Below are 18654 nucleotides of genomic sequence, written 5' to 3'. Positions count from 1 at the left end.
GAGCCTAACGTCACCGCAAGCGTTCACCGACCCGAAGGAAAGAGTTCAATGTCCCAGTTCACGCCCGCCGAGGTCGCCGAACGGCTGGCCGGCGGGCTGCTGTCGTTCCCGGTCACCCATTTCCGCGACGACCTGAGCTTCGACGAGCCGGCGTACCGCGCGAACATCGGCCGGCTCGGGCGGTACGACGCGGCCGGCCTGTTCGCGGCGGGCGGCACCGGGGAGTTCTTCTCGCTGACCCCGGCCGAGGTCGAGGCGGTCGTGACCGCCGCCGTCGAGGAGGCCCCGGACGGCGTCCCGGTGATCGCCCCCGCGGGCTACGGCACCGCCGCCGCGATCGAGCTGGCGCGCGCCGCCGAACGCGCGGGCGCCGCCGGGCTCCTGCTGCTGCCGCCGTACCTGACCGAGGCGTCGCAGGACGGCCTGTTCGCGCACGTCCGCGCGGTGTGCGACGCGACCCGGCTGGGCGTGGTCGTCTACAGCCGGGCCAACGCGGTGTACTCCGACACCACGGTCGCGCGGCTCGCCGACGCGTGCCCGAACCTGGTCGGGTTCAAGGACGGCGTCGGCGACATCGAGATGATGACGCGCATCCACACCCGCCTCGGCGACCGGCTCACCTACATCGGCGGGCTGCCGACCGCGGAGATGTTCGCGCTGCCGTACCTCGAGATGGGCGTGACCACCTACTCGTCGGCGATGTACAACTTCGTGCCCGAGTTCGCGCTGCGGTTCTACCGCGCCGTCCGCGCCCGCGACCACGCCGCCGTCCGGCGCTACCTGGACGCGTTCGTCCTGCCGTACTGCGACCTGCGCAACCGCCGCGCCGGGTACGCGGTGAGCATCGTCAAGGCGGGCATGCGGGCGGTGGGGCACCCGGCCGGGCCCGTCCGCGCCCCGCTGACCGACCTGGACGGCACCGAGCTGGCGGAGCTGGACGCGCTGATCGCACGGATCCCGGAGGAGGCCGCGGTATGAAAGAGCCCACCGGACGCATGATCATCGCTGGGGAGCCGGTCGCCGGCTCCGGGCGGCGGATCCGCGCCGTCGACCCGGCCACCGGCGCCGCGCTGGAACCCGCGTACGGCTACGGGGACGCGGGCGACGTCGAGCGCGCCTGCGCGGCGGCCGCCGCGGCGTTCGACGCGTACCGGCGGACGCCGCTCGCCCGGCGCGCCGAGTTCCTGGAGCGGATCGCCGACGGCATCGACGCGCTCGGGGACGCGCTGGTCGAGCGGGCGCACGCCGAGTCGGGGCTGCCGGTCGCGCGGCTGACCGGCGAGCGCGGCCGGACGACCGGGCAGCTGCGGATGTTCGCGGCGCTGCTGCGCGACGGCGGCCTGGAGGTCCCGCGGATCGACCCGGCGCTGCCGGACCGGACGCCGCCGCGCCCCGACATCCGGCAGCGGTGGGTCCCGCTGGGCCCGGTGGCGGTGTTCGGCGCGAGCAACTTCCCGCTGGCGTTCTCCGTCGCGGGCGGCGACACGGCGTCGGCGCTGGCGGCGGGCTGCCCCGTCGTGGTGAAGGGGCACGACGCCCACCCCGGGACGTCCGAGCTGGTGGGGCGCGCGATCGCGGACGCGGTCGCCGCGTGCGGCCTGCCCGCGGGCACGTTCTCGCTGCTGTTCGGGTACGGGCCCGACCTCGGGACGGCGCTGGTGACCGACCCGCGGATCCGGGCCGTCGGCTTCACCGGGTCGCGGTCCGGCGGGCTGGCGCTGGTCGCGGCGGCGCAGGCGCGGCCCCGCCCCATCCCGGTGTACGCGGAGATGAGCAGCACGAACCCGGTGTTCCCGCTGCCCGGGGCGCTCGCCGAGCGGGCCGCCGGCATCGCGGCCGGGTTCGTCGGGTCGCTGACGCTGGGCGCCGGGCAGTTCTGCACCAACCCGGGCGTCGTCGTCGCCGTGGACGGCCCGGGGCTGCGGGCGTTCGCGGACGCCGCGGCGGCCGCGGTGGCCGGCGCCGAACCCGCCACGATGCTCACCCCCGCCATCGCCGACGCCTACCGCGACGGCGTCGCCGCGCTCGCCGCGCACCCGGCCGTCGAGATCCTCGCGCAAGGCGCCGAGCACGACCGCCCGGCGGCGTGCCGTCCCGCGCTCGCCGCCACCGACGCGGACGCGTTCATCGGCGACCCCGCGCTGCGGGAGGAAGTGTTCGGCGCCTGCTCCGTCGTGGTGCGCTGCCGGGACGCGGCGCAGGTGCGGGAGGTCGCCGCGGCCATGGAGGGGCAGCTCACCGCGACCGTCCACGCGGCCGACGGCGACCGCGCCGAGGCCGCGGCCCTGCTGGACGTCCTGGAGCTGACGGCGGGACGGGTGCTGTTCAACGGCTGGCCCACCGGCGTCGAGGTCGGGCACGCGATGGTCCACGGCGGGCCGTACCCGGCCACGTCGGACGCGCGCACCACGTCCGTCGGCACCCTCGCCGTCGAGCGCTTCCTGCGCCCGGTGGCCTACCAGGACGTGCCCGTCGGCCTGCTGCCGGGCCCGGTCGCGGACGGCAACCCGGACGGGCTGCTGCGCCGCGTCGACGGCCGTCCCGGCCGGCACTGACGACCACGCGATCGGAGGACAGGCATGACATCCGGACAGCGGCCCGCGGTGGCGGGCATGCGCGTGGTCCCGGTGGCCGGGCACGACGCCATGCTGCTCAACCTCAGCGGCGCCCACGCACCGTTCTTCACCCGCAACCTGGTGGTCCTCACCGACTCCGAGGGACGCACCGGCGTCGGCGAGGTGCCCGGCGGCGAACCGATCCGCGCCACCCTGGAGGACGCGGCGGACCTCGTCGTCGGGCGGCCCGTCGCCCGCGTCCGGTCTGTGCTGCGGGAGATCCGGTCGCGGTTCGCGAGCCGGGACGCGGGCGGGCGCGGCGTCCAGACGTTCGACCAGCGCGTCACCGTGCACGCGGCGACGGCCGTCGAGGCGGCGATGCTCGACCTGCTCGGCCAGCACCTCGGCGTCCCGGTCGCCGAACTGCTCGGCGACGGCGTCCAGCGCGACCGGGTGCCGGTGCTCGGCTACCTCTTCTACGTCGGCGACCGGACGAGGACCGACCTCCCCTACCGCTCCCCGGACGACGAGACCGGCGGCGACGCCGACGCCTGGACGCGCGTCCGGCACGAGGAGGCGCTGACCCCGGAGGCGGTGGTGCGGCTCGCCGAGGCGGCGCACGCGCGCTACGGGTTCCGCGACTTCAAGCTCAAGGGCGGCGTCCTGCCCGCCCGGGAGGAGGCCGCGGCGGTGACGGCGCTGGCGGAGCGGTTCCCCGGCGCCCGGATCACCCTCGACCCGAACGGCGCGTGGCGGCTGGCCGAGGCGGTCGACGTCGGCCGCGGCCTGCGCGACGTCCTCGCCTACGCCGAGGACCCGTGCGGCGCCGAGGCCGGGTACTCGGGCCGCGAGACGATGGCGGAGTTCCGCCGCGCGACCGGGCTGCCCACCGCCACGAACATGATCGCCTGCGACTGGCGGCAGCTCGGCCACGCGGTGCGGTCGGGCGCGGTCGACATCCCGCTGGCCGACCCGCACTTCTGGACGATGGCCGGGTCGGTGCGCGTCGCGCAGTTCTGCGCCGACTGGGGCCTGACGTGGGGGTCGCACTCCAACAACCACTTCGACGTCTCGCTGGCGATGTTCACGCACGTCGCGGCCGCCGCACCCGGCGAGATCACCGCTATCGACACGCACTGGATCTGGCAGGACGGGCAGCGCCTCACCCGCGAGCCGCTGCGCATCGCCGACGGGCTGCTGCCGGTGCCGTCCGGTCCGGGGCTCGGCGTCGAGCTCGACGAGGAGCGCGTCGCGGCCGCGCACGAGCTGTACCTGCGGGAGGGCCTCGGCGCCCGCGACGACGCCGCCGCGATGCGGTACCTCGTGCCCGGCTGGACGTTCGACCCCAAGCGTCCCGCGCTCGACCGGAGCTGACCCTCCCTCTCCGTCCCCCGCCTCCGCCCCCCGCTTTCGCCCCGCCTCGCTCCCCCCTGCGCTCCCGCCCCGTCCACCCCACCCACCCCGCGCTCCGCGCATCCCTCCAGGAGGCGACGTTGCCTGTCCTCACCGCGCCCGCGTTGGCCGCCGACCCGCCGGCCATGGCGTGGACGCTGCCGCCGTGGGCGCTGCTGCTCCTCCTCGCCGGCGGCATCGCCCTGCTGCTGCTACTGGTCATCAAGGCGAAGCTGCACGCCTTCCTCGCGCTGCTCGTGGTCAGCGTCGGCGTCGGCCTGGCGGCCGGCATCCGGCCCACCGACCTGCCCGCCGTGCTCGAGGCCGGCATGGGCGAGACGCTCGGCGAGATCGCGATCATCGTCGCGCTGGGCGCCATGCTGGGCCGCGTCATGCAGGAGTCCGGCGCGGCCGAGGTGCTGTCGGGCCGGCTGCTGGCGGCGTTCAGCGAGAAGCGCGCGCCGCTCGCCGTCGGGCTGACGGCGCTGATCTTCGGTGTGCCGGTCTTCTTCGACGTCGGCTTCATCATCCTGCTGCCGCTGATCTACGCGGTGGCGCAGCGGTCCGGCCGGTCGCTGATCAGCATCGCGCTCCCGGCCGTCGGCGGCCTGGCGATCATGCACGCGGTGCTGCCGCCGCACCCCGGCCCCGTCGCCGCCGCGGGCCTGCTCGGCGCCGGCCTCGGCTGGGTGACGATCATGGGCCTGGTGTGCGGCCTGCCCGCCTGGTTCATCGGCGCGTACCTGTTCGGCATCAGGGTCGGCGACCGGCTGGAAACGCCCGTCCCGGCGCAGCTCGTCGCCGAGGCGCGGGAGCAGTCCGGCCGCGCGGGCGGCACCGCCGGCCAGGGCGGCGCGGACGGCGGCGGGGCGGCGCGGGCGCCGTCGTTCGCGGTGACGCTCGCCGTGATGCTGCTGCCGGTGCTGATGATCATGATGAACACGTTCGCCGACACGGTGCTGCCGGACGGCGGGGTGCAGTCGGCGCTCCGGTTCATCGGCTCGCCGGTCATCGCGCTGACCGTGGCGACGCTGCTGTCGTTCTGGCTGCTCGGCCTGCGCGGCGGGTTCAGCATGGACCGGCTGGAGAAGGCGGCGTCCGCGTCGCTCGGGCCGGTGGCGCTGGTGCTGCTGGTGACGGGCGCGGGCGGCGTGTTCGGCGCGGTGCTGGAGAGCACCGGCGCCGGGGAGGCGCTGGCCGACCTGCTCGGCGAGACGTCGCTGCCGGTGGTCGTGCTGGCGTTCCTGATCGCGACCGCGCTGCGGGTCGCGCTCGGGTCCAAGACGGTGGCGATCGTGACGACCGCGCCGATCGTCGCCCCGCTGATCGCGGAGGCGGGGCTGTCGCAGCCGGAGATCGCGCTGGTGGTGGTCGCGGTGGCCGCGGGCGGCACCGTCCTGTCGCACGTCAACGACTCCGGGTTCTGGCTGTTCAACCGCTACATGGACATCGACATCCGGACGACGCTGAAGAGCTGGACGCTGATGGAGACGTTCATGGGCGGCACCGCGTTCGCCATCGCGGCGGCGCTCAGCCTCGTCCTCTCCGTCACCTGACGCGGCGTTCCGCGCCGCGCGCCGGAGCCCCCGCCCCCACCGGGCGGGGGCTCCGCCGCTTCAGTGGTCCTTCACCTCGGTGTTCTGGTTCGCGTGCAGCAGCCAGCGCCCGTCCTCGTCCTTCGTCATGACGTACAGCGGCGCGCCCTCGGAGTCGCCGTCCGGCGCGCGGTAGACCTGCCGGACCTTCACGGCGGCCACGTCGGGGCGCAGGAACTGCACGTGGACGGGCTCGTACGTGACGGGCCCCTCGAAGACGGCGCCCGGCAGGACGGCGCGGGTGAACTCGGCGATCGCGTCCAAGCCGATCAGGACTCTGCCGTGCGCGGTCGTCCACAGGGCTTCGGGATGGAACAGCTCCAGGAAGCCGTCGACGTCCCTGGCCCGCTGGGTGCGCTCAACGGTGGCCACGACTTCGTGAATGGCCTTGATGTCCGCGGTTTCGTTCATTTCGGTGCTCATGACGACGACTATGCAACCTCAACCTTCGTTGAGGTCAACGGCACGGCCGTCCGACGTGATCAAGGTCATGTCCCCGACCGGCGAGGGTGAGCGGGATTACGACGACAAGTAGTACTACGGCTCGTAGTATGTCGTACAGGACGTAGTACTACAGCTTGTAGTAGATAGCCGGGGAGGCCCGCGCAATGAGGACGGGGACGTTCGGCCGGGAGCAGGGTGGCCATGGACACGGTTGACATCGCACGGTGGCAGTTCGGGATCACGACCGTCTACCACTTCCTGTTCGTCCCGCTGTCCATCGGGCTCGTCGCCCTCGTCGCCGGGATGCAGACCGCCTGGGTGCGGACGGGCAAGACCGAGTACCTGCGGGCCACGAAGTTCTGGGGCAAGCTCTTCCTGATCAACTTCGCGATGGGCATCGTGACGGGGATCGTGCAGGAGTTCCAGTTCGGCATGAACTGGTCCGCCTACTCCCGGTTCGTCGGAGACGTCTTCGGCGCGCCGCTCGCGATCGAGGGGCTGCTCGCCTTCTTCTTCGAGTCGACCTTCCTCGGCCTCTGGATCTTCGGCTGGGACCGGCTGCCGAAGAAGATCCACCTCGCGTGCATCTGGATGGTGTCGCTCGGCACCATCCTCTCCGCGTTCTTCATCCTCGCCGCGAACTCCTGGATGCAGAACCCCGTCGGCTACCGCATCGACGAGGCGTCCGGGCGCGCCGAGCTCACCGACTTCTGGGCCGTCCTGACGAACCCGATGCACCTCACCGCGTTCCCCCACACCATCGCGGCGTCGTTCGTCACCGCCGGGATGTTCGTCGCCGGGGTCAGCGCGTGGCACCTGATGCGGCGCAAGCACGTCGAGGTGTTCCGGCCGTCGCTGCGGATGGCGCTCGTCGTCACCGCCGTCGCGTCGATCGCCGTCGCGATCAGCGGCGACATGCTCGGCAAGGTCGTCACCGAGCACCAGCCCATGAAGATGGCCGCCGCCGAGGGGCTGCACGACACCCAGACCGGGGCGCCGTTCTCGCCCTTCAGCGTCCGGAACCTCGACGGCACCGAGGAGATCGTCGGCCTCGAGGTGCCCGGCATCCTGTCGTTCCTCGCCACCGGCAGCTTCGACGGCGAGGTCCAGGGCATGGACGACCTCCAGGCCGCCGCCGAAGCCGAGCACGGCCCGGGCGACTACACGCCGAACGTCCCCGTCACGTACTGGACGTTCCGGATGATGGTCTACATCGGGATGGCCACCGCCGGGCTGTCGATGCTCGGCCTCTGGCTGACCCGCCGCGGCCGCCTGCCCGGCAACCCGTGGGCGTGGCGGATCGGGATGCTGTCGCTCGCGCTCCCGTTCATCGCCAGCTCCGCCGGATGGGTGTTCACCGAGATGGGACGCCAGCCGTGGTCGGTGTACGGGCTGATGCAGACCTCGCAGAGCGTCTCGCCCGGCGTGTCCGCCGGCGCGATGCTGCTCTCCGTCGCCGCGCTGACCTCGCTCTACGCCGTCCTGTTCGTCATCGAGGTCAAGCTGCTCGCCAAGTACGCGAAGGCCGGGCCGCCCACCGAGGACGAGGTCGCGCCGGCGCCCGAGGACGGCGACGACGACCACGACGAAGAGCGCGCGCTCGCGTTCGCCTACTGACTTCCGAGCGAAAGGGCCCGCCGTCATGGACCTGACGACCGCCTGGTTCCTGATCATCGCGTTCCTGTGGATCGGCTACTTCTTCCTGGAGGGCTTCGACTTCGGCGTCGGCATGCTGCTGCCGGTGCTGGGCCGCGACGACGTCCGCCGCCGGGTCGTGATCAACACGATCGGCCCGGTGTGGGACGGCAACGAGGTGTGGTTCATCGTCGCGGGCGCGTCGATGTTCGCCGCCTTCCCCGAGTGGTACGCGACCCTGTTCAGCGGCTTCTACCTGCCGCTCCTCCTCATCCTGCTCGCGCTGATCGTGCGCGGCGTCGCGTTCGAGTACCGGGGCAAGCGCGACGACGCGCTGTGGCGCGCCCGCTGGGACCGCGCGATCTTCTGGGGCAGCGTCGTCCCCGCGTTCCTGTGGGGCGTCGCGTTCGCGAACATCGTCCGGGGCGTCCCGCTGGACGCCGACCACGAGTACGCCGGGACGCTCCTCGACCTCCTCAACCCGTACGCGCTGCTCGGCGGGCTGACCACGCTCACCCTGTTCGTCCTGCACGGGGCCGTGTTCGTCGCGCTGAAGACCACCGGGAGCGTCCGGACGCACGCGCGGAGCATCGCACGCGTCGCGGCCGCCGCCGCGCTCGTCGTCGCCGGGGCGTTCCTGCTGGTCACGCAGGTGCAGTACGGCAAGGCGTGGACGTGGCTCGCGGTCGCCGGCGTCGCCGCCGGGCTCCTCGGCGCCGCCGCCGCGAACGCGCGCGGCCGCGAGGGCTGGGCCTTCATCGGGACCGGGACGGCCGTCGTCCTCGCCTTCGTGACGCTGTTCGGCTCGCTGTTCCCCGACGTGATGCCGTCCACGATCGGCGCCGCGAACGGCCTGACGAAGGAGAACGCGGCGTCCAGCGCCTACACCCTCGAGATCATGACGTGGGTCGCGCTGGTGTTCACCCCGATCGTGATGATCTACCAGGGCTGGACGTACTGGGTGTTCCGCAAGCGGATCGGCACCGCGCAGATCCCGCCGGCGAAGACCCCGAAGCGCAAGAGCCCGGTCGGATGAAGCCCCTCGACCCGCGCCTGCTGCGCCACGCCCGCACCACCCGCGCGTTCCTCGCCGCGTCGGCCGTCCTCGGCACCGCGACCGCCGGGCTGGTCATCGCGCAGGCGACGCTGCTCGCCGACATGATCGCCCGGACGTTCCTCGGTTCGGCCGGCCTCGGCGACCTGCGCACCCCGATGCTGCTGCTCCTCGCGGTCGTCGCGGGCCGCGCCGCCGTCGCGTGGCTCCAGGAGGTGGCGGCGCACCGGTCGGCCGCCGCCGTCAAGTCCCAGCTCCGGGGCCGCCTCCTAGAGCACGCGACCCGGCTCGGCCCGCGCTGGCTGTCGGGCGAGCGCAGCGGCGAACTGGCGACGCTCGCCACCCGCGGCGTCGACGCCCTCGACGGCTACTTCGCCCGCTACCTGCCGCAGCTCGTCCTCGCCGTAACGGTCCCGCTGGCCGTCGGCGCGCGCATCCTGCTCGGCGACTGGCTCTCCGCGGTGATCATCGCGGTGACCGTCCCGCTGATCCCCGTCTTCGCGATCCTGGTGGGCCTCGCGACGCAGTGGAAGATGGACCGGCAATGGCGCACCCTCTCGCTGCTGTCCGCGCACTTCCTGGACGTCGTCGCGGGCCTGCCCACGCTGAAGGTGTTCGGCCGCGCGAAGGCGCAGGCGCGCGGCATCCGCGAGGTCACCGGCCGCTACCGCAAGGCCACCATGTCGACGCTGCGGATCGCGTTCGTGTCGGCGATGGTCCTCGAACTGCTGTCGACGCTGTCCGTCGCGCTCGTCGCCGTGTCGATCGGGCTCCGCCTCGTCGACGGCGGCATGGCGTTCGAGACCGCGCTGCTGATCCTGATCCTCGCGCCCGAGGCGTACTTCCCGCTGCGCCAGGTCGGCGCCCAGTACCACGCGAGCGTCGAGGGCCTCACCGCCGCCGGACGGATCTTCGAGGTCCTCGAGACCCCGCCGCCGGAGGCCGGGACGGACACCCGCGTCCCGGACGTCCGCCGCGCCACGATCCGCGTCGACGGCGTCACCGTCGCCTACCCGGAACGCGACGCGCCCGCCCTCGACGCCTTCTCCCTCACGCTCCACCCGGGGGAGACCGTCGCCCTCACCGGCCCGAGCGGGTCGGGCAAGTCGACGCTGCTGAACGTCCTCCTCGGGTTCGTCCGGCCCGACGCCGGGCGCGTCCTCGTCGACTGGGCCGACCTCGCCGACCTCGACCCGGACGCGTGGCGGCGCCACCTGGCGTGGGTGCCGCAGCGCCCGTACCTGTTCGCCGGGACGATCGCCGCGAACATCCGCCTCGGCGACCCGGACGCGACCGACGAGGCGGTGCGGGCCGCCGCCCGCGCCGCGAACGTCCTCGAGTTCGCCGACGGCCTCCCCCGCGGCCTCGACACCCCGATCGGCGAGCGCGGCGCGGGCCTGTCGGCGGGGCAGCGGCAGCGGGTCGCGCTCGCCCGCGCGTTCCTGCGGGACGCGCCGCTGCTCCTGCTGGACGAGCCGACCTCGGGCCTCGACGCGGAGAGCGAGGCGGCCGTCATCGAGGCCGTCCGCCGCCTCGCCGCCGACCGCACGGTCGTCCTCGTCGCCCACCGCCCCGCCCTGGCCGCCCTCGCCGACCGCATCGTCCACATCGCCCCGGCGGAGGTGGCGGCGTGAGGACGGATATGGCGGCTCCGCGGGTGGACACTCCCCGCCCGGCCAGGGGGGCCGACCCCAATCCGATTGTCGAACGTGCAGGTGAAACGGCGGGACGGGAACGCGAAACTGTGGAAAACCCGGGCCGGCCCGTTCTGCGGCTGATCAAGATGACCCGGCCCGTGCGGGGGCGGCTGGCCGTGTCCGTCGTGTTCGGGGTGCTCGCGCTCGGGAGCGGCGTCGCGCTGATGGGGACGTCGGCGTGGCTGATCTCGCGGGCGGCGCAGCATCCGCCCGTCCTGATGCTGATGGTCGCGATCGTGGCGGTCCGGGCGTTCGGGATCGGGCGCGGGGTGTTCCGGTACGTGGAGCGGCTCGTCGGGCACGACGCCACGTTCCGGATCCTCGCCGACCTGCGGGCCCGCGTCTACGAGCGGCTGGAGCGGCTCGCGCCGGCGGGGCTGCCCGCGTTCCGCGGCGGCGACCTGCTCGCCCGGCTCGTCGACGACGTCGACGCCGTCCAGGACCTCTACCTGCGGACGCTGCTGCCGTGCGCGGTCGCGGCCGTCGTGGGCGGCGCGTCGGTCGGGGTGGCGTGGGCGCTGCTGCCCGCCGCCGGGGCCGTGCTGCTGGCGGCGCTGCTGGCCGCCGGGCTCGCGGCGCCGTGGCTGTCGGCGGCGGTCGCGCGGCGGGCGGAGCGGCGGACGGCCGACCTGCGGGGCGAGCTCGCGTCGCACGTCGTCGACACGCTGCACGGGGCACCCGAGCTGATCGCCTACGGCGCGGCCCCGGCGCGGCTCGCGGAGGCCGCCCGGATCGACCGGGAGTTCACCCGCGCGACGGCCCGGTCGGCGGGGACGGCCGGGCTGGGCGCGGCGCTGTCGGCGCTCGCGGGCGGGCTGGCCGTGTGGGGCGGGCTCGCGACGGGCGTGCCGGCGGTGCGGGACGGGACGCTCGACGGGGTGCTGCTCGCGGCCGTGGTGCTGCTGCCGCTCGCCGCGTTCGAGGTCGTCAACGGGCTGCCGCTCGCGGCGCAGTACCTGGAGCGGGTGCGGGCGTCGGCGGCGCGGGTGTTCGCCGTCCTGGACGGCCCCGCACCCGTGCGGGACCCGGACGAGCCGGTGCGGCTCCCGGAGGGGCCCCACACGGTCCGCGTCACGGACCTGCGCGCGCGCTGGACGCCCGACGGGCCGTGGGCGCTCGACGGCGTGTCGCTCGACCTGGCGCCCGGACGCCGCGTCGCGGTGGTGGGCCCGAGCGGTTCGGGCAAGTCGACGCTCGCGTCCGTGCTGCTGCGGTTCCTCGAACCGGCGGGCGGACGGGTGACGCTGAACGGCACGGACGTCCGCGACCTCGCCGGGGACGACCTGCGCACCGTCGTCGGGCTGTGCGCGCAGGACGCGCACCTGTTCGACTCGACGATCGGCGAGAACCTGCGGCTGGCGCGGCGCTCGGCGACCGACGCGGAGATCCGCGACGCGCTGCGGCGGGCGCGCCTCCTGGAGTGGGTCGACGCGCTGCCGTCCGGACTGGACACGCGGGTCGGGGAGCACGGCGCGCAGGTGTCGGGCGGGCAGCGGCAGCGGATCGCGCTGGCCCGCGCGCTGCTGGCGGGCTTCCCGGTCCTGCTGCTGGACGAGCCCGCGGAGCACCTCGACACCGCGACGGCCGACGCCCTGACCGCCGACCTCCTCGCGGCCACCGAGGACGCCGCCGGGCAGGGGCGCACGACCCTGCTCGTCACGCACCGGCTCGCGGGCCTGGACGCCGTCGACGAGATCATCGTGCTCGACCGGGGGCGGATCGCCGATCGCGGCACGCACGCCGAGCTGGCGGCCCGTCCGGGGATCTACCGGTCGATGTGGGAGCGGGAGCGCGCCGCCCCGGCGATCACCGTGCCCTGACCGGAACCGGCGCGAGGCGGTCGATCTCCCGGCCCAGGGCGAGGACCATGGCGTCGAACGCGGGCACGCCGTAGCGCGCGCGCAGCGCGGGGTAGACGTCCTTGCGCGCCGCTTCCCGCAGCATCTGGCTCAGAGTTTCGTGCGGAACCGCCCTGCCGCGCGAAAATTCTTCGTGCGAATACCGAGCGAGGCGCAGCAGTTCCGGGTGCGCGGCCGATTCCGAAAGGATCATCCGGGCGGCGTCAGCGAGATTCATGCCGCGAGTGTAAGTCCCGCACCGCGCCGGGCGCCGAGGGTCCGTACCGTCCGTCAGGAAAAAGGGTCGGGATTATGGTCGGACCGAAACTGGGTCGCGCGGGCGGTGCGGCCGCCGGACCGGGGCGATCTTTTCCGCCCGATGACCGCATCCGGACACCGATCCGGACCGACCGACACCGGGACCGGACGCTCGCCGCGCCGCCGCGCGCGCCCGTGCGGCGCACGCGGCGCCCGTCCGGCCGGTGCGCACCCCGCGCGCGCATGATCATCGGCCGCCGAGGTCAGGCCGACTTTCCGGGGCCGCGCCCGCCGGGCGGCGGCGGGCCGTCCGGGGTCCCCTTGCCGAACACGGCCGAACCGTCAAGGGGCCGACGGACCGCACGCTTTACGTGCGGTCCGTCACACTCCGTTCATTGATCACCCCGAAGACCGCTGTTAACGTTCCGGCCGACCGAAGCATTGGTCTTTCACGACGAGGTGAGGGGACCACCGCGGTGATCAATGACTTATAGGTTCGCGCCTACGCGAATCATGAACCGTTTGACACGCATCGGGCCGACACAATCGGTCGCGCACACCTTTCGCTACACCCATCCACGCGTAGTCAGGTGAACGGTACAACTAAATGACAATCCAATCTCAGGTCACCCCTGCCGGAGAGCGGGCCGGCGGAACCCTGGGAGAGCGGCTGCTCGCGTTCGCGCGCGGTCCGCTGTTCCGCGGTGATGCCCGGGTCCTGCACGCCCCCAACCCGTACCGCCGGGCGCTCGCCCCCGACACCCTCACCGCGGACGACTTCGACCGGCCGCTCACCGCCGCGGCCCCGTCCGCGCACCGCGCGCTCGCCGTGCACCGGCTGCTCGGCACCTTCTACGAGGCCGAGACCGTCCTGCTCCCCGAGCAGGGACTCGCGCCGCTGCACGACGACTTCGCCCGCTTCTACGGCGAGGACCTGCGGGAACTCCGCGAGAGCTCCCTGTCGGAGCTGGAACGCCTCGCGTTCGGCTGCCTCGCCGGCGCCGTCGACGTCAGCGGCGCCGACACCGTCGACGTCCTGGACTCCTACTTCCGGCATGTCGTCGCCGAGGCCGCGACCGGCCCGTCCCCCGCGCTCGCCGCCGTCGCCGCCGCGCACGACCGCCGCACCGCCGCCGACCTGTACCTGGTGCAGCTCGCCCTGGACGGCCTCACCGAGGCGTCCGCGATGTCGCGCAACCTCGCCGGCGCGTACGGCCCCGAGCAGTCCGCCCTGTTCAAGATCTTCATCGACGAATTCGGGTACGGCGTCCACGACGCGAAGCACACCACGATCTTCGCCAAGATGCTGCGCAGCCGCGCCATGGCGACCCATGTGCACGCGTACTGGAACTTCTATCTCGCCGGGCCGCTCGCCACGAACAACTATTACTACTATCTATCGCGCGACCATGCGAAGTTCTTCCGGTACGCGGGCGCGGTGACCTATGCGGAAGCCGTTTTCGCCCCCGGATTCGTGGAAATGGTCAAGATATTCCGCGACATCTTCGGCGACGCGGTGGACCTGCACTACTGCGACGAGCACGCGCACATCGACGAGCACCACGGCCGCATCACCCGCGAGCAGGTCCTGCTCGCCCTCGCCGACCGGCACGGCCCCCGCGTCGTCCCGGAGCTGCTCCGCGGCGTCGCCGAGGCGCGGCTCGTCGGCGACTGGTTCGAGGCGGACACCGCCGCGCAGATCCGCTGGTCCGACGACCTGACCCGGCACCGCGGCCTCGCCGCGGACGCCCGCACCGCGCGCGGCGCCGAACCGGACCGGATCGTCCTGACCCCGGACACGCCCTTCGGCACCCGCACCCGCGACGCCGACGTCGTCCTGGAGATGGCCGCCGGGGAGGCCGACCTCGTCACCACCCCGACCGGGCCGCCCGAACGGCTCGCGCGCGGCGACGTGCTCCTCGTCCCCGCCGGGCGCCTGCACGGCCTGCGCGCCGCGACGCCCGAAGCCGTCTGCCTCGCCCACCCCGCCGACCCGCCCGCCGACCCGCCCGCCGACCGCGACGGATGACCCGCCACGCTCCCTCCCGCGCCTGAGAGCGCGCCCTCTCCCGTTCCACCCGCGCCCGGACGGGCGGCGGCCCGCGCGTGCCCGCGCGCGCCCGCCCCCGCCCGCTTCCGCGCGCGCCGATCACCCGAAGAGGAGCCCATGGCCCGCGTCATCGTCATCGACCTGAGCCGGCACAACACCCTCTACGTCGGCCACGACCGGTACTTCGTCCTGCGCGCGGGCGGCCCGCCGCTGCTCGTCCGCGACCACTGCCCCCACCGCGGCGGCCCGCTCTCCCTCGCCCGCCCCACCCCGGACGGGCGGCGGCTCGCCTGCCCGTGGCACGGCACCCGGGTCGGCGTCGCCGCCCTCCGCCGCGGCTGCCTGCCGATGGTGCGCACCGGCGACGAGGCCGTCGTCGTCCTCCCCGAGGACACGCCGGACGACACGCCCGTGTCCGTCCTGCACAAGGAGGTCCTCGCGAACCTCCCGCCCGGCCCCGACCCCGACGCGGGCGACCCCGACGCGAGCGACCGGGACACGAGCGACCGGGAGCCCGCATGCCGCTGACACCGTCCACCCCGAGCCCGGGAGGCCCGGCCGTGACCCTCACCCACGACACCGCGTCCGCATCCGCGCCCGCGCCCGCGCCCGCGATCGACGTCGCCGAGTTCCTCGCCTGGGGGAACGACCTCCACGACCAGGGCCGCTACGAGGACGCCGCCCGCGCCTACCGGCTGATCCTCGGCGTCGACCGGCACAACCAGCAGGCGCTGCTCGGCCACAACCGGGCCGTCCGGCACGCCGTGCCGCGCTGGCACTGGGAGATGCTGCACGACGAGGAGCGCGCCGAACGCTACGACCACGCGATCCGGCAGGCGGTCACCGCGAACCCGGACGCGCTCGTCCTCGACATCGGCGCCGGCTCGGGGCTGCTCGCGATGATGGCCGCCCGCGCCGGCGCCCGCGGCGTCATCGCCTGCGAGGGCCAGCCGGCCGTCGCCGAGACCGCCGTCGAGGTCGTCCGCACCGCCGGATACGACGACACGGTCCGGGTCGTCCCGAAGATGTCGACCCGGATGACCGTCCCCGGCGACCTGCCGCGCCGCGCCGACCTGCTCGTCACCGAGATCGTCGACTGCGGGCTGCTCGGCGAGGGCATCCTCGGCACCATCGCGCACGCCCGCGAGCACCTGCTCGCCCCGGACGCGACGATCATGCCGTACCGGGCCCGCGTGTACGCGCAGCTCATCGAGAGCGTCCACCTGCACCGCAAGAACCACGTCGGCAAGCTGCACGGCTTCGACCTGGCGCCCTTCAACCGGCTGTCGACGCTCGAGTACTTCGACTCCCGGCTGCACCGCCACGAGCACCGCGCCCTGTCCGAGCCGGTGCCGGTGTTCGACTTCGACTTCCGCACCGCCGACGCGTCCCCGCAGCGCACCGAGCTGCGCGTCCGGCCCACCTCCCCCGGACGGCTGCACGCCATCGCGTTCTGGTTCGAGATGGACCTCGTGCCCGGCGTCACGCTGACGAACGCGCCCGGCATCGCGTCGCACTGGAAGCAGGCGATCCAGTGCCTGCCCGTCCCGCAGCTGGTCCGGTCCGGCGACACCGTCGCGGTCACCGCGCTGCACGACGGGCGCCACATCCGCTTCGAGGTCCCGCCCGCCGAGGAGACCGCATGACGATCATGGACACCGCGCGGTCGTCCGCGCTCGCCGCCTACTGCGCGCAGCCGATCTTCCAGCCCGGACCGGACGTCTACATCACCGGCAACCCGTACCGGCGGCCGATCGGCGCGATCGACGCCCTCGCCGACCACTCCGTCCCGGCCGCCCTCTCCGAGTTCCTCGGGCCGGGCCAGCTCGCCGCCGGTCGGATCCTGTGCAACGCCTACGAGAGCGACATGATCCTCCTCCCGGCGGCCGGGCTCGCCACCGCCAAGGACGACTTCGACCTCTTCTACGGCGACGAGGTGCGGCGGCTCCGCGACGAGGTCCGGCCCGGGCTGGAGCGCTACGCGTTCGCGTTCCTCGACGACGCCGTCCCGGCCCCGCCCGTCCGGACCCTCGACGACCTCCAGGAGTACTTCCTCGCCGAGGTCGGCGGCGCGGGCGCCCCGGCCGACGCGTCCGGCGTCAACCCGGCCGTCGACGCGGCCGCGCCGGTCAGCGGCACCATGCGGGCGATCGTCGAGTGCCGGCACCCGGAGGAGGCCGCGAGCCTGCACCTCATCCAGCTCGCGTTGGACGCGCTGACGGAGGCGTCCGCGATGGCCCGCAACCTCGGCGGGTCCTACGGCGCCGAGCAGTCCGAACTCTTCAAGATCTTCAACGACGAGTTCGGGTACGGCGTCTACGGCGCCAAGCACAGCACGATCTTCAAGGAGATGCTCGCCAGCGTCGGCCTCCGCACCGACCTGCACGCGTACTGGAACTTCTACCTCACCAGCTCCCTCGTCGGCGTCAACTACTTCAACTGGCTCACCGAGGACCACCGCGGGATGTTCCGCTACATGGCGGCGGTGACCTACCTGGAGTGGCTGTTCGCCCAGGGCTTCGCCGACACCGGCGTGATGCTCCGCGCCGTCTACGGCGACCGCGTGGACGCCAAGTACTGCGACGAGCACGCCCACATCGACATCCACCACGGGCGCATGACGTACGAGAACCTCCTGCTCGGGCTGGCGCGCGCGCACGGCGAACTCGTCATCCCCGAACTCGTGCGCGGCATCGAGGACACCAAGCTCCTCCTCCGCCTCGGCGACGAGGACTTCCGCGCCCAGATCGCGTGGGCCGACTCCCTCGACGCCCACACCAACCCCTCGATCGACGCCCGCGACGACGCGTCCGCCGCCACCCTGCGCCCGGACGACCCGTTCACCACCGGCGTCCACGGCACCGACCGGCTCATCGAGGTCGAGGACGGCGCCGTCCACGTGCACGCGTGGGCCACCGACCGCCCGCACCTGCTGGAGAAGGGCGACGTCCTGCACGTCCCCGCGCACCGCCTGCACGGCCTCAAGGCCGCTTCCCCCCGCGCCCGCGTCACCGTCCGGACCGCCGAAAGGACCCACGATGCCTGAATCGTCGCCCGTCTCGTCCTACAACGAGTGGGACCCGCTCGAAGAGGTCATCGTCGGTGTCGTCGACGGCGCCGCCGTCCCGCCCTGGCACCCCGCCATCGAGGCGACCGTCCCGCCCGAGGCGTGGGACTTCTACCGGCGCAACGGCGGCGGCCCCTTCCCGGAAGACCAGGTCGACGCCGCCCGCGCGGAACTCGACGGCTTCGCCGCGATCCTCGAAGGCGAGGGCGTCACCGTGCGGCGCCCCGACCCGGTCGACCAGTCCGCCGGGTTCGGCACCGCCGACTGGTCGTCCACCGGCGGGTCCTCCCACACCTTCCCCCGCGACATCGCGCTCGTCGCCGGCGACCAGATCGTCGAGGCCACCATGGGCTGGCGGTCCTACTACTTCGCCACCCACCCCTTCCGGACGATCTTCAAGGACTACTTCCGGCGCGGCGCCCGCTGGGTCGCCGCCCCGAAGCCCCAGCTCACCGACGCGTCCTACAACCCCGGGTACGCCGCCGCGAAGCCCGCGTCCCCGGACCCCGCGAACCCGTTCCCGCCCGAGACGTCCGTCATCACCGAGTTCGAGCCGATCGTGGACGCCGGCGACTTCATGCGCTTCGGCCGCGACATCCTCGTGCAGCGCAGCCACGTCACGAACGCCTTCGGCATCGAGTGGGTGCGCCGCCTCCTCGGCGACGAGTTCCGCGTCCACGAGGTCGCGTTCCTCGACGACCACCCGATGCACCTGAACGCCACGTTCGTCCCGCTGCGCCCCGGCCGCGTCCTGATCAACCCCGAGCGGGTCCGCGAACTGCCCGAGATGTTCGCCGACTGGGACACCGTCGTCTGCCCCGAACCCGCCATCCCCGCCGACCAGACGATGTACTTCTGCAGCCGCTGGATCGCGATGAACACCCTGATGCTCGACCAGGACCGCATCTTCGTCGAGGCCCAGGAGACCGAACTCCTCCGGCTCCTCGAGAAGGAGGGCTTCACGCCCATCCCGGTGCCGTTCCGCACGGTCAACACCTTCGGCGGCGGTTTCCACTGCGCCACCTTGGACGTCCGCCGCCGCGGCACGCTCGAGGACTACTTCTAGCCC

The 18654-nt window shown here is 73.6% G+C and carries 15 protein-coding genes; 13 read left to right on the top strand and 2 right to left on the bottom strand.

The features are described from left to right. Positions 1 to 48: 48 nt before the first annotated feature. The 4 genes from kdgD (at position 49) to H505_RS0128485 (ending at position 5503) form a co-directional block, all read left to right on the top strand. Complete coding sequence (kdgD, locus tag H505_RS0128500; RefSeq protein WP_026404702.1) at positions 49 to 978, top strand: 5-dehydro-4-deoxyglucarate dehydratase; 930 nt, start codon at positions 49 to 51, stop codon at positions 976 to 978. Next, positions 975 to 2555, top strand: coding sequence for an aldehyde dehydrogenase (NADP(+)) (locus H505_RS0128495; protein ID WP_026404701.1), 1581 nt, complete (start codon positions 975 to 977; stop codon positions 2553 to 2555). Before kdgD ends, H505_RS0128495 begins: the two co-directional genes overlap by 4 nt. Before the next feature lie 24 nt (positions 2556 to 2579). Next, the gene (locus H505_RS0128490) at positions 2580 to 3929 is read left to right on the top strand and encodes an enolase C-terminal domain-like protein (protein WP_026404700.1); all 1350 of its coding nucleotides are present in this window, start codon (positions 2580 to 2582) and stop codon (positions 3927 to 3929) included. A gap of 119 nt (positions 3930 to 4048) precedes the next feature. Beyond that, positions 4049 to 5503 (top strand): GntP family permease, encoded by a 1455-nt coding sequence (locus H505_RS0128485; protein ID WP_026404699.1) that lies wholly within the window; start codon positions 4049 to 4051, stop codon positions 5501 to 5503. Positions 5504 to 5563: 60 nt separating this feature from the next. Here the strand turns inward: H505_RS0128485 and H505_RS0128480 are convergent, their stop codons facing one another. After that, positions 5564 to 5965 (bottom strand): SgcJ/EcaC family oxidoreductase, encoded by a 402-nt coding sequence (locus H505_RS0128480; protein WP_026404698.1) that lies wholly within the window; start codon positions 5963 to 5965, stop codon positions 5564 to 5566. Between the two features lie 222 nt (positions 5966 to 6187). Here H505_RS0128480 and H505_RS0128475 point away from each other — a divergent pair, with 222 nt between their 5' ends. From H505_RS0128475 to cydC, 4 genes are all read left to right on the top strand, one after another. Continuing rightward, positions 6188 to 7603 carry a cytochrome ubiquinol oxidase subunit I gene (locus H505_RS0128475; protein WP_026404697.1) on the top strand — a complete coding sequence of 472 codons (1416 nt, stop codon included), beginning with the start codon at positions 6188 to 6190 and terminating at the stop codon, positions 7601 to 7603. Positions 7604 to 7628: 25 nt separating this feature from the next. After that, positions 7629 to 8657, top strand: coding sequence for a cytochrome d ubiquinol oxidase subunit II (gene cydB, locus H505_RS0128470; RefSeq protein ID WP_026404696.1), 1029 nt, complete (start codon positions 7629 to 7631; stop codon positions 8655 to 8657). Further along, positions 8654 to 10309 carry a thiol reductant ABC exporter subunit CydD gene (gene cydD, locus H505_RS50740; protein WP_169528871.1) on the top strand — a complete coding sequence of 552 codons (1656 nt, stop codon included), beginning with the start codon at positions 8654 to 8656 and terminating at the stop codon, positions 10307 to 10309. Before cydB ends, cydD begins: the two co-directional genes overlap by 4 nt. 149 nt (positions 10310 to 10458) lie before the next feature. Continuing rightward, complete coding sequence (cydC, locus tag H505_RS50735; protein WP_245592650.1) at positions 10459 to 12192, top strand: thiol reductant ABC exporter subunit CydC; 1734 nt, start codon at positions 10459 to 10461, stop codon at positions 12190 to 12192. On the opposite strand, the gene H505_RS50130 is transcribed toward cydC, so the two are convergent. Continuing rightward, positions 12179 to 12448, bottom strand: coding sequence for a hypothetical protein (locus H505_RS50130; RefSeq protein ID WP_125620611.1), 270 nt, complete (start codon positions 12446 to 12448; stop codon positions 12179 to 12181). The genes cydC and H505_RS50130 overlap by 14 nt on opposite strands. 627 nt (positions 12449 to 13075) lie before the next feature. On the opposite strand from H505_RS50130, the gene H505_RS44870 reads away from it, so the two are divergent. From H505_RS44870 to H505_RS0128435, 5 genes are all read left to right on the top strand, one after another. Further along, entirely contained in the window at positions 13076 to 14497 is a 1422-nt protein-coding gene (locus H505_RS44870; RefSeq protein ID WP_051301269.1) for an iron-containing redox enzyme family protein, read from the top strand. 138 nt (positions 14498 to 14635) lie between these two features. After that, positions 14636 to 15046 carry a Rieske (2Fe-2S) protein gene (locus H505_RS44865; RefSeq protein WP_034520287.1) on the top strand — a complete coding sequence of 137 codons (411 nt, stop codon included), beginning with the start codon at positions 14636 to 14638 and terminating at the stop codon, positions 15044 to 15046. Between the two features lie 32 nt (positions 15047 to 15078). Beyond that, complete coding sequence (locus H505_RS44860; RefSeq protein ID WP_051301268.1) at positions 15079 to 16164, top strand: 50S ribosomal protein L11 methyltransferase; 1086 nt, start codon at positions 15079 to 15081, stop codon at positions 16162 to 16164. Next, positions 16161 to 17564 carry an iron-containing redox enzyme family protein gene (locus H505_RS48140; RefSeq protein WP_051301267.1) on the top strand — a complete coding sequence of 468 codons (1404 nt, stop codon included), beginning with the start codon at positions 16161 to 16163 and terminating at the stop codon, positions 17562 to 17564. Before H505_RS44860 ends, H505_RS48140 begins: the two co-directional genes overlap by 4 nt. Then, complete coding sequence (locus tag H505_RS0128435; RefSeq protein ID WP_026404695.1) at positions 17557 to 18651, top strand: amidinotransferase; 1095 nt, start codon at positions 17557 to 17559, stop codon at positions 18649 to 18651. Before H505_RS48140 ends, H505_RS0128435 begins: the two co-directional genes overlap by 8 nt. The last annotated feature ends 3 nt before the right edge of the window (positions 18652 to 18654 follow it).

Source organism: Actinomadura rifamycini DSM 43936, from assembly GCF_000425065.1.
GTDB lineage: Bacteria > Actinomycetota > Actinomycetes > Streptosporangiales > Streptosporangiaceae > Spirillospora > Spirillospora rifamycini.
This window is presented reverse-complemented; position numbering and strand designations above follow the sequence as displayed.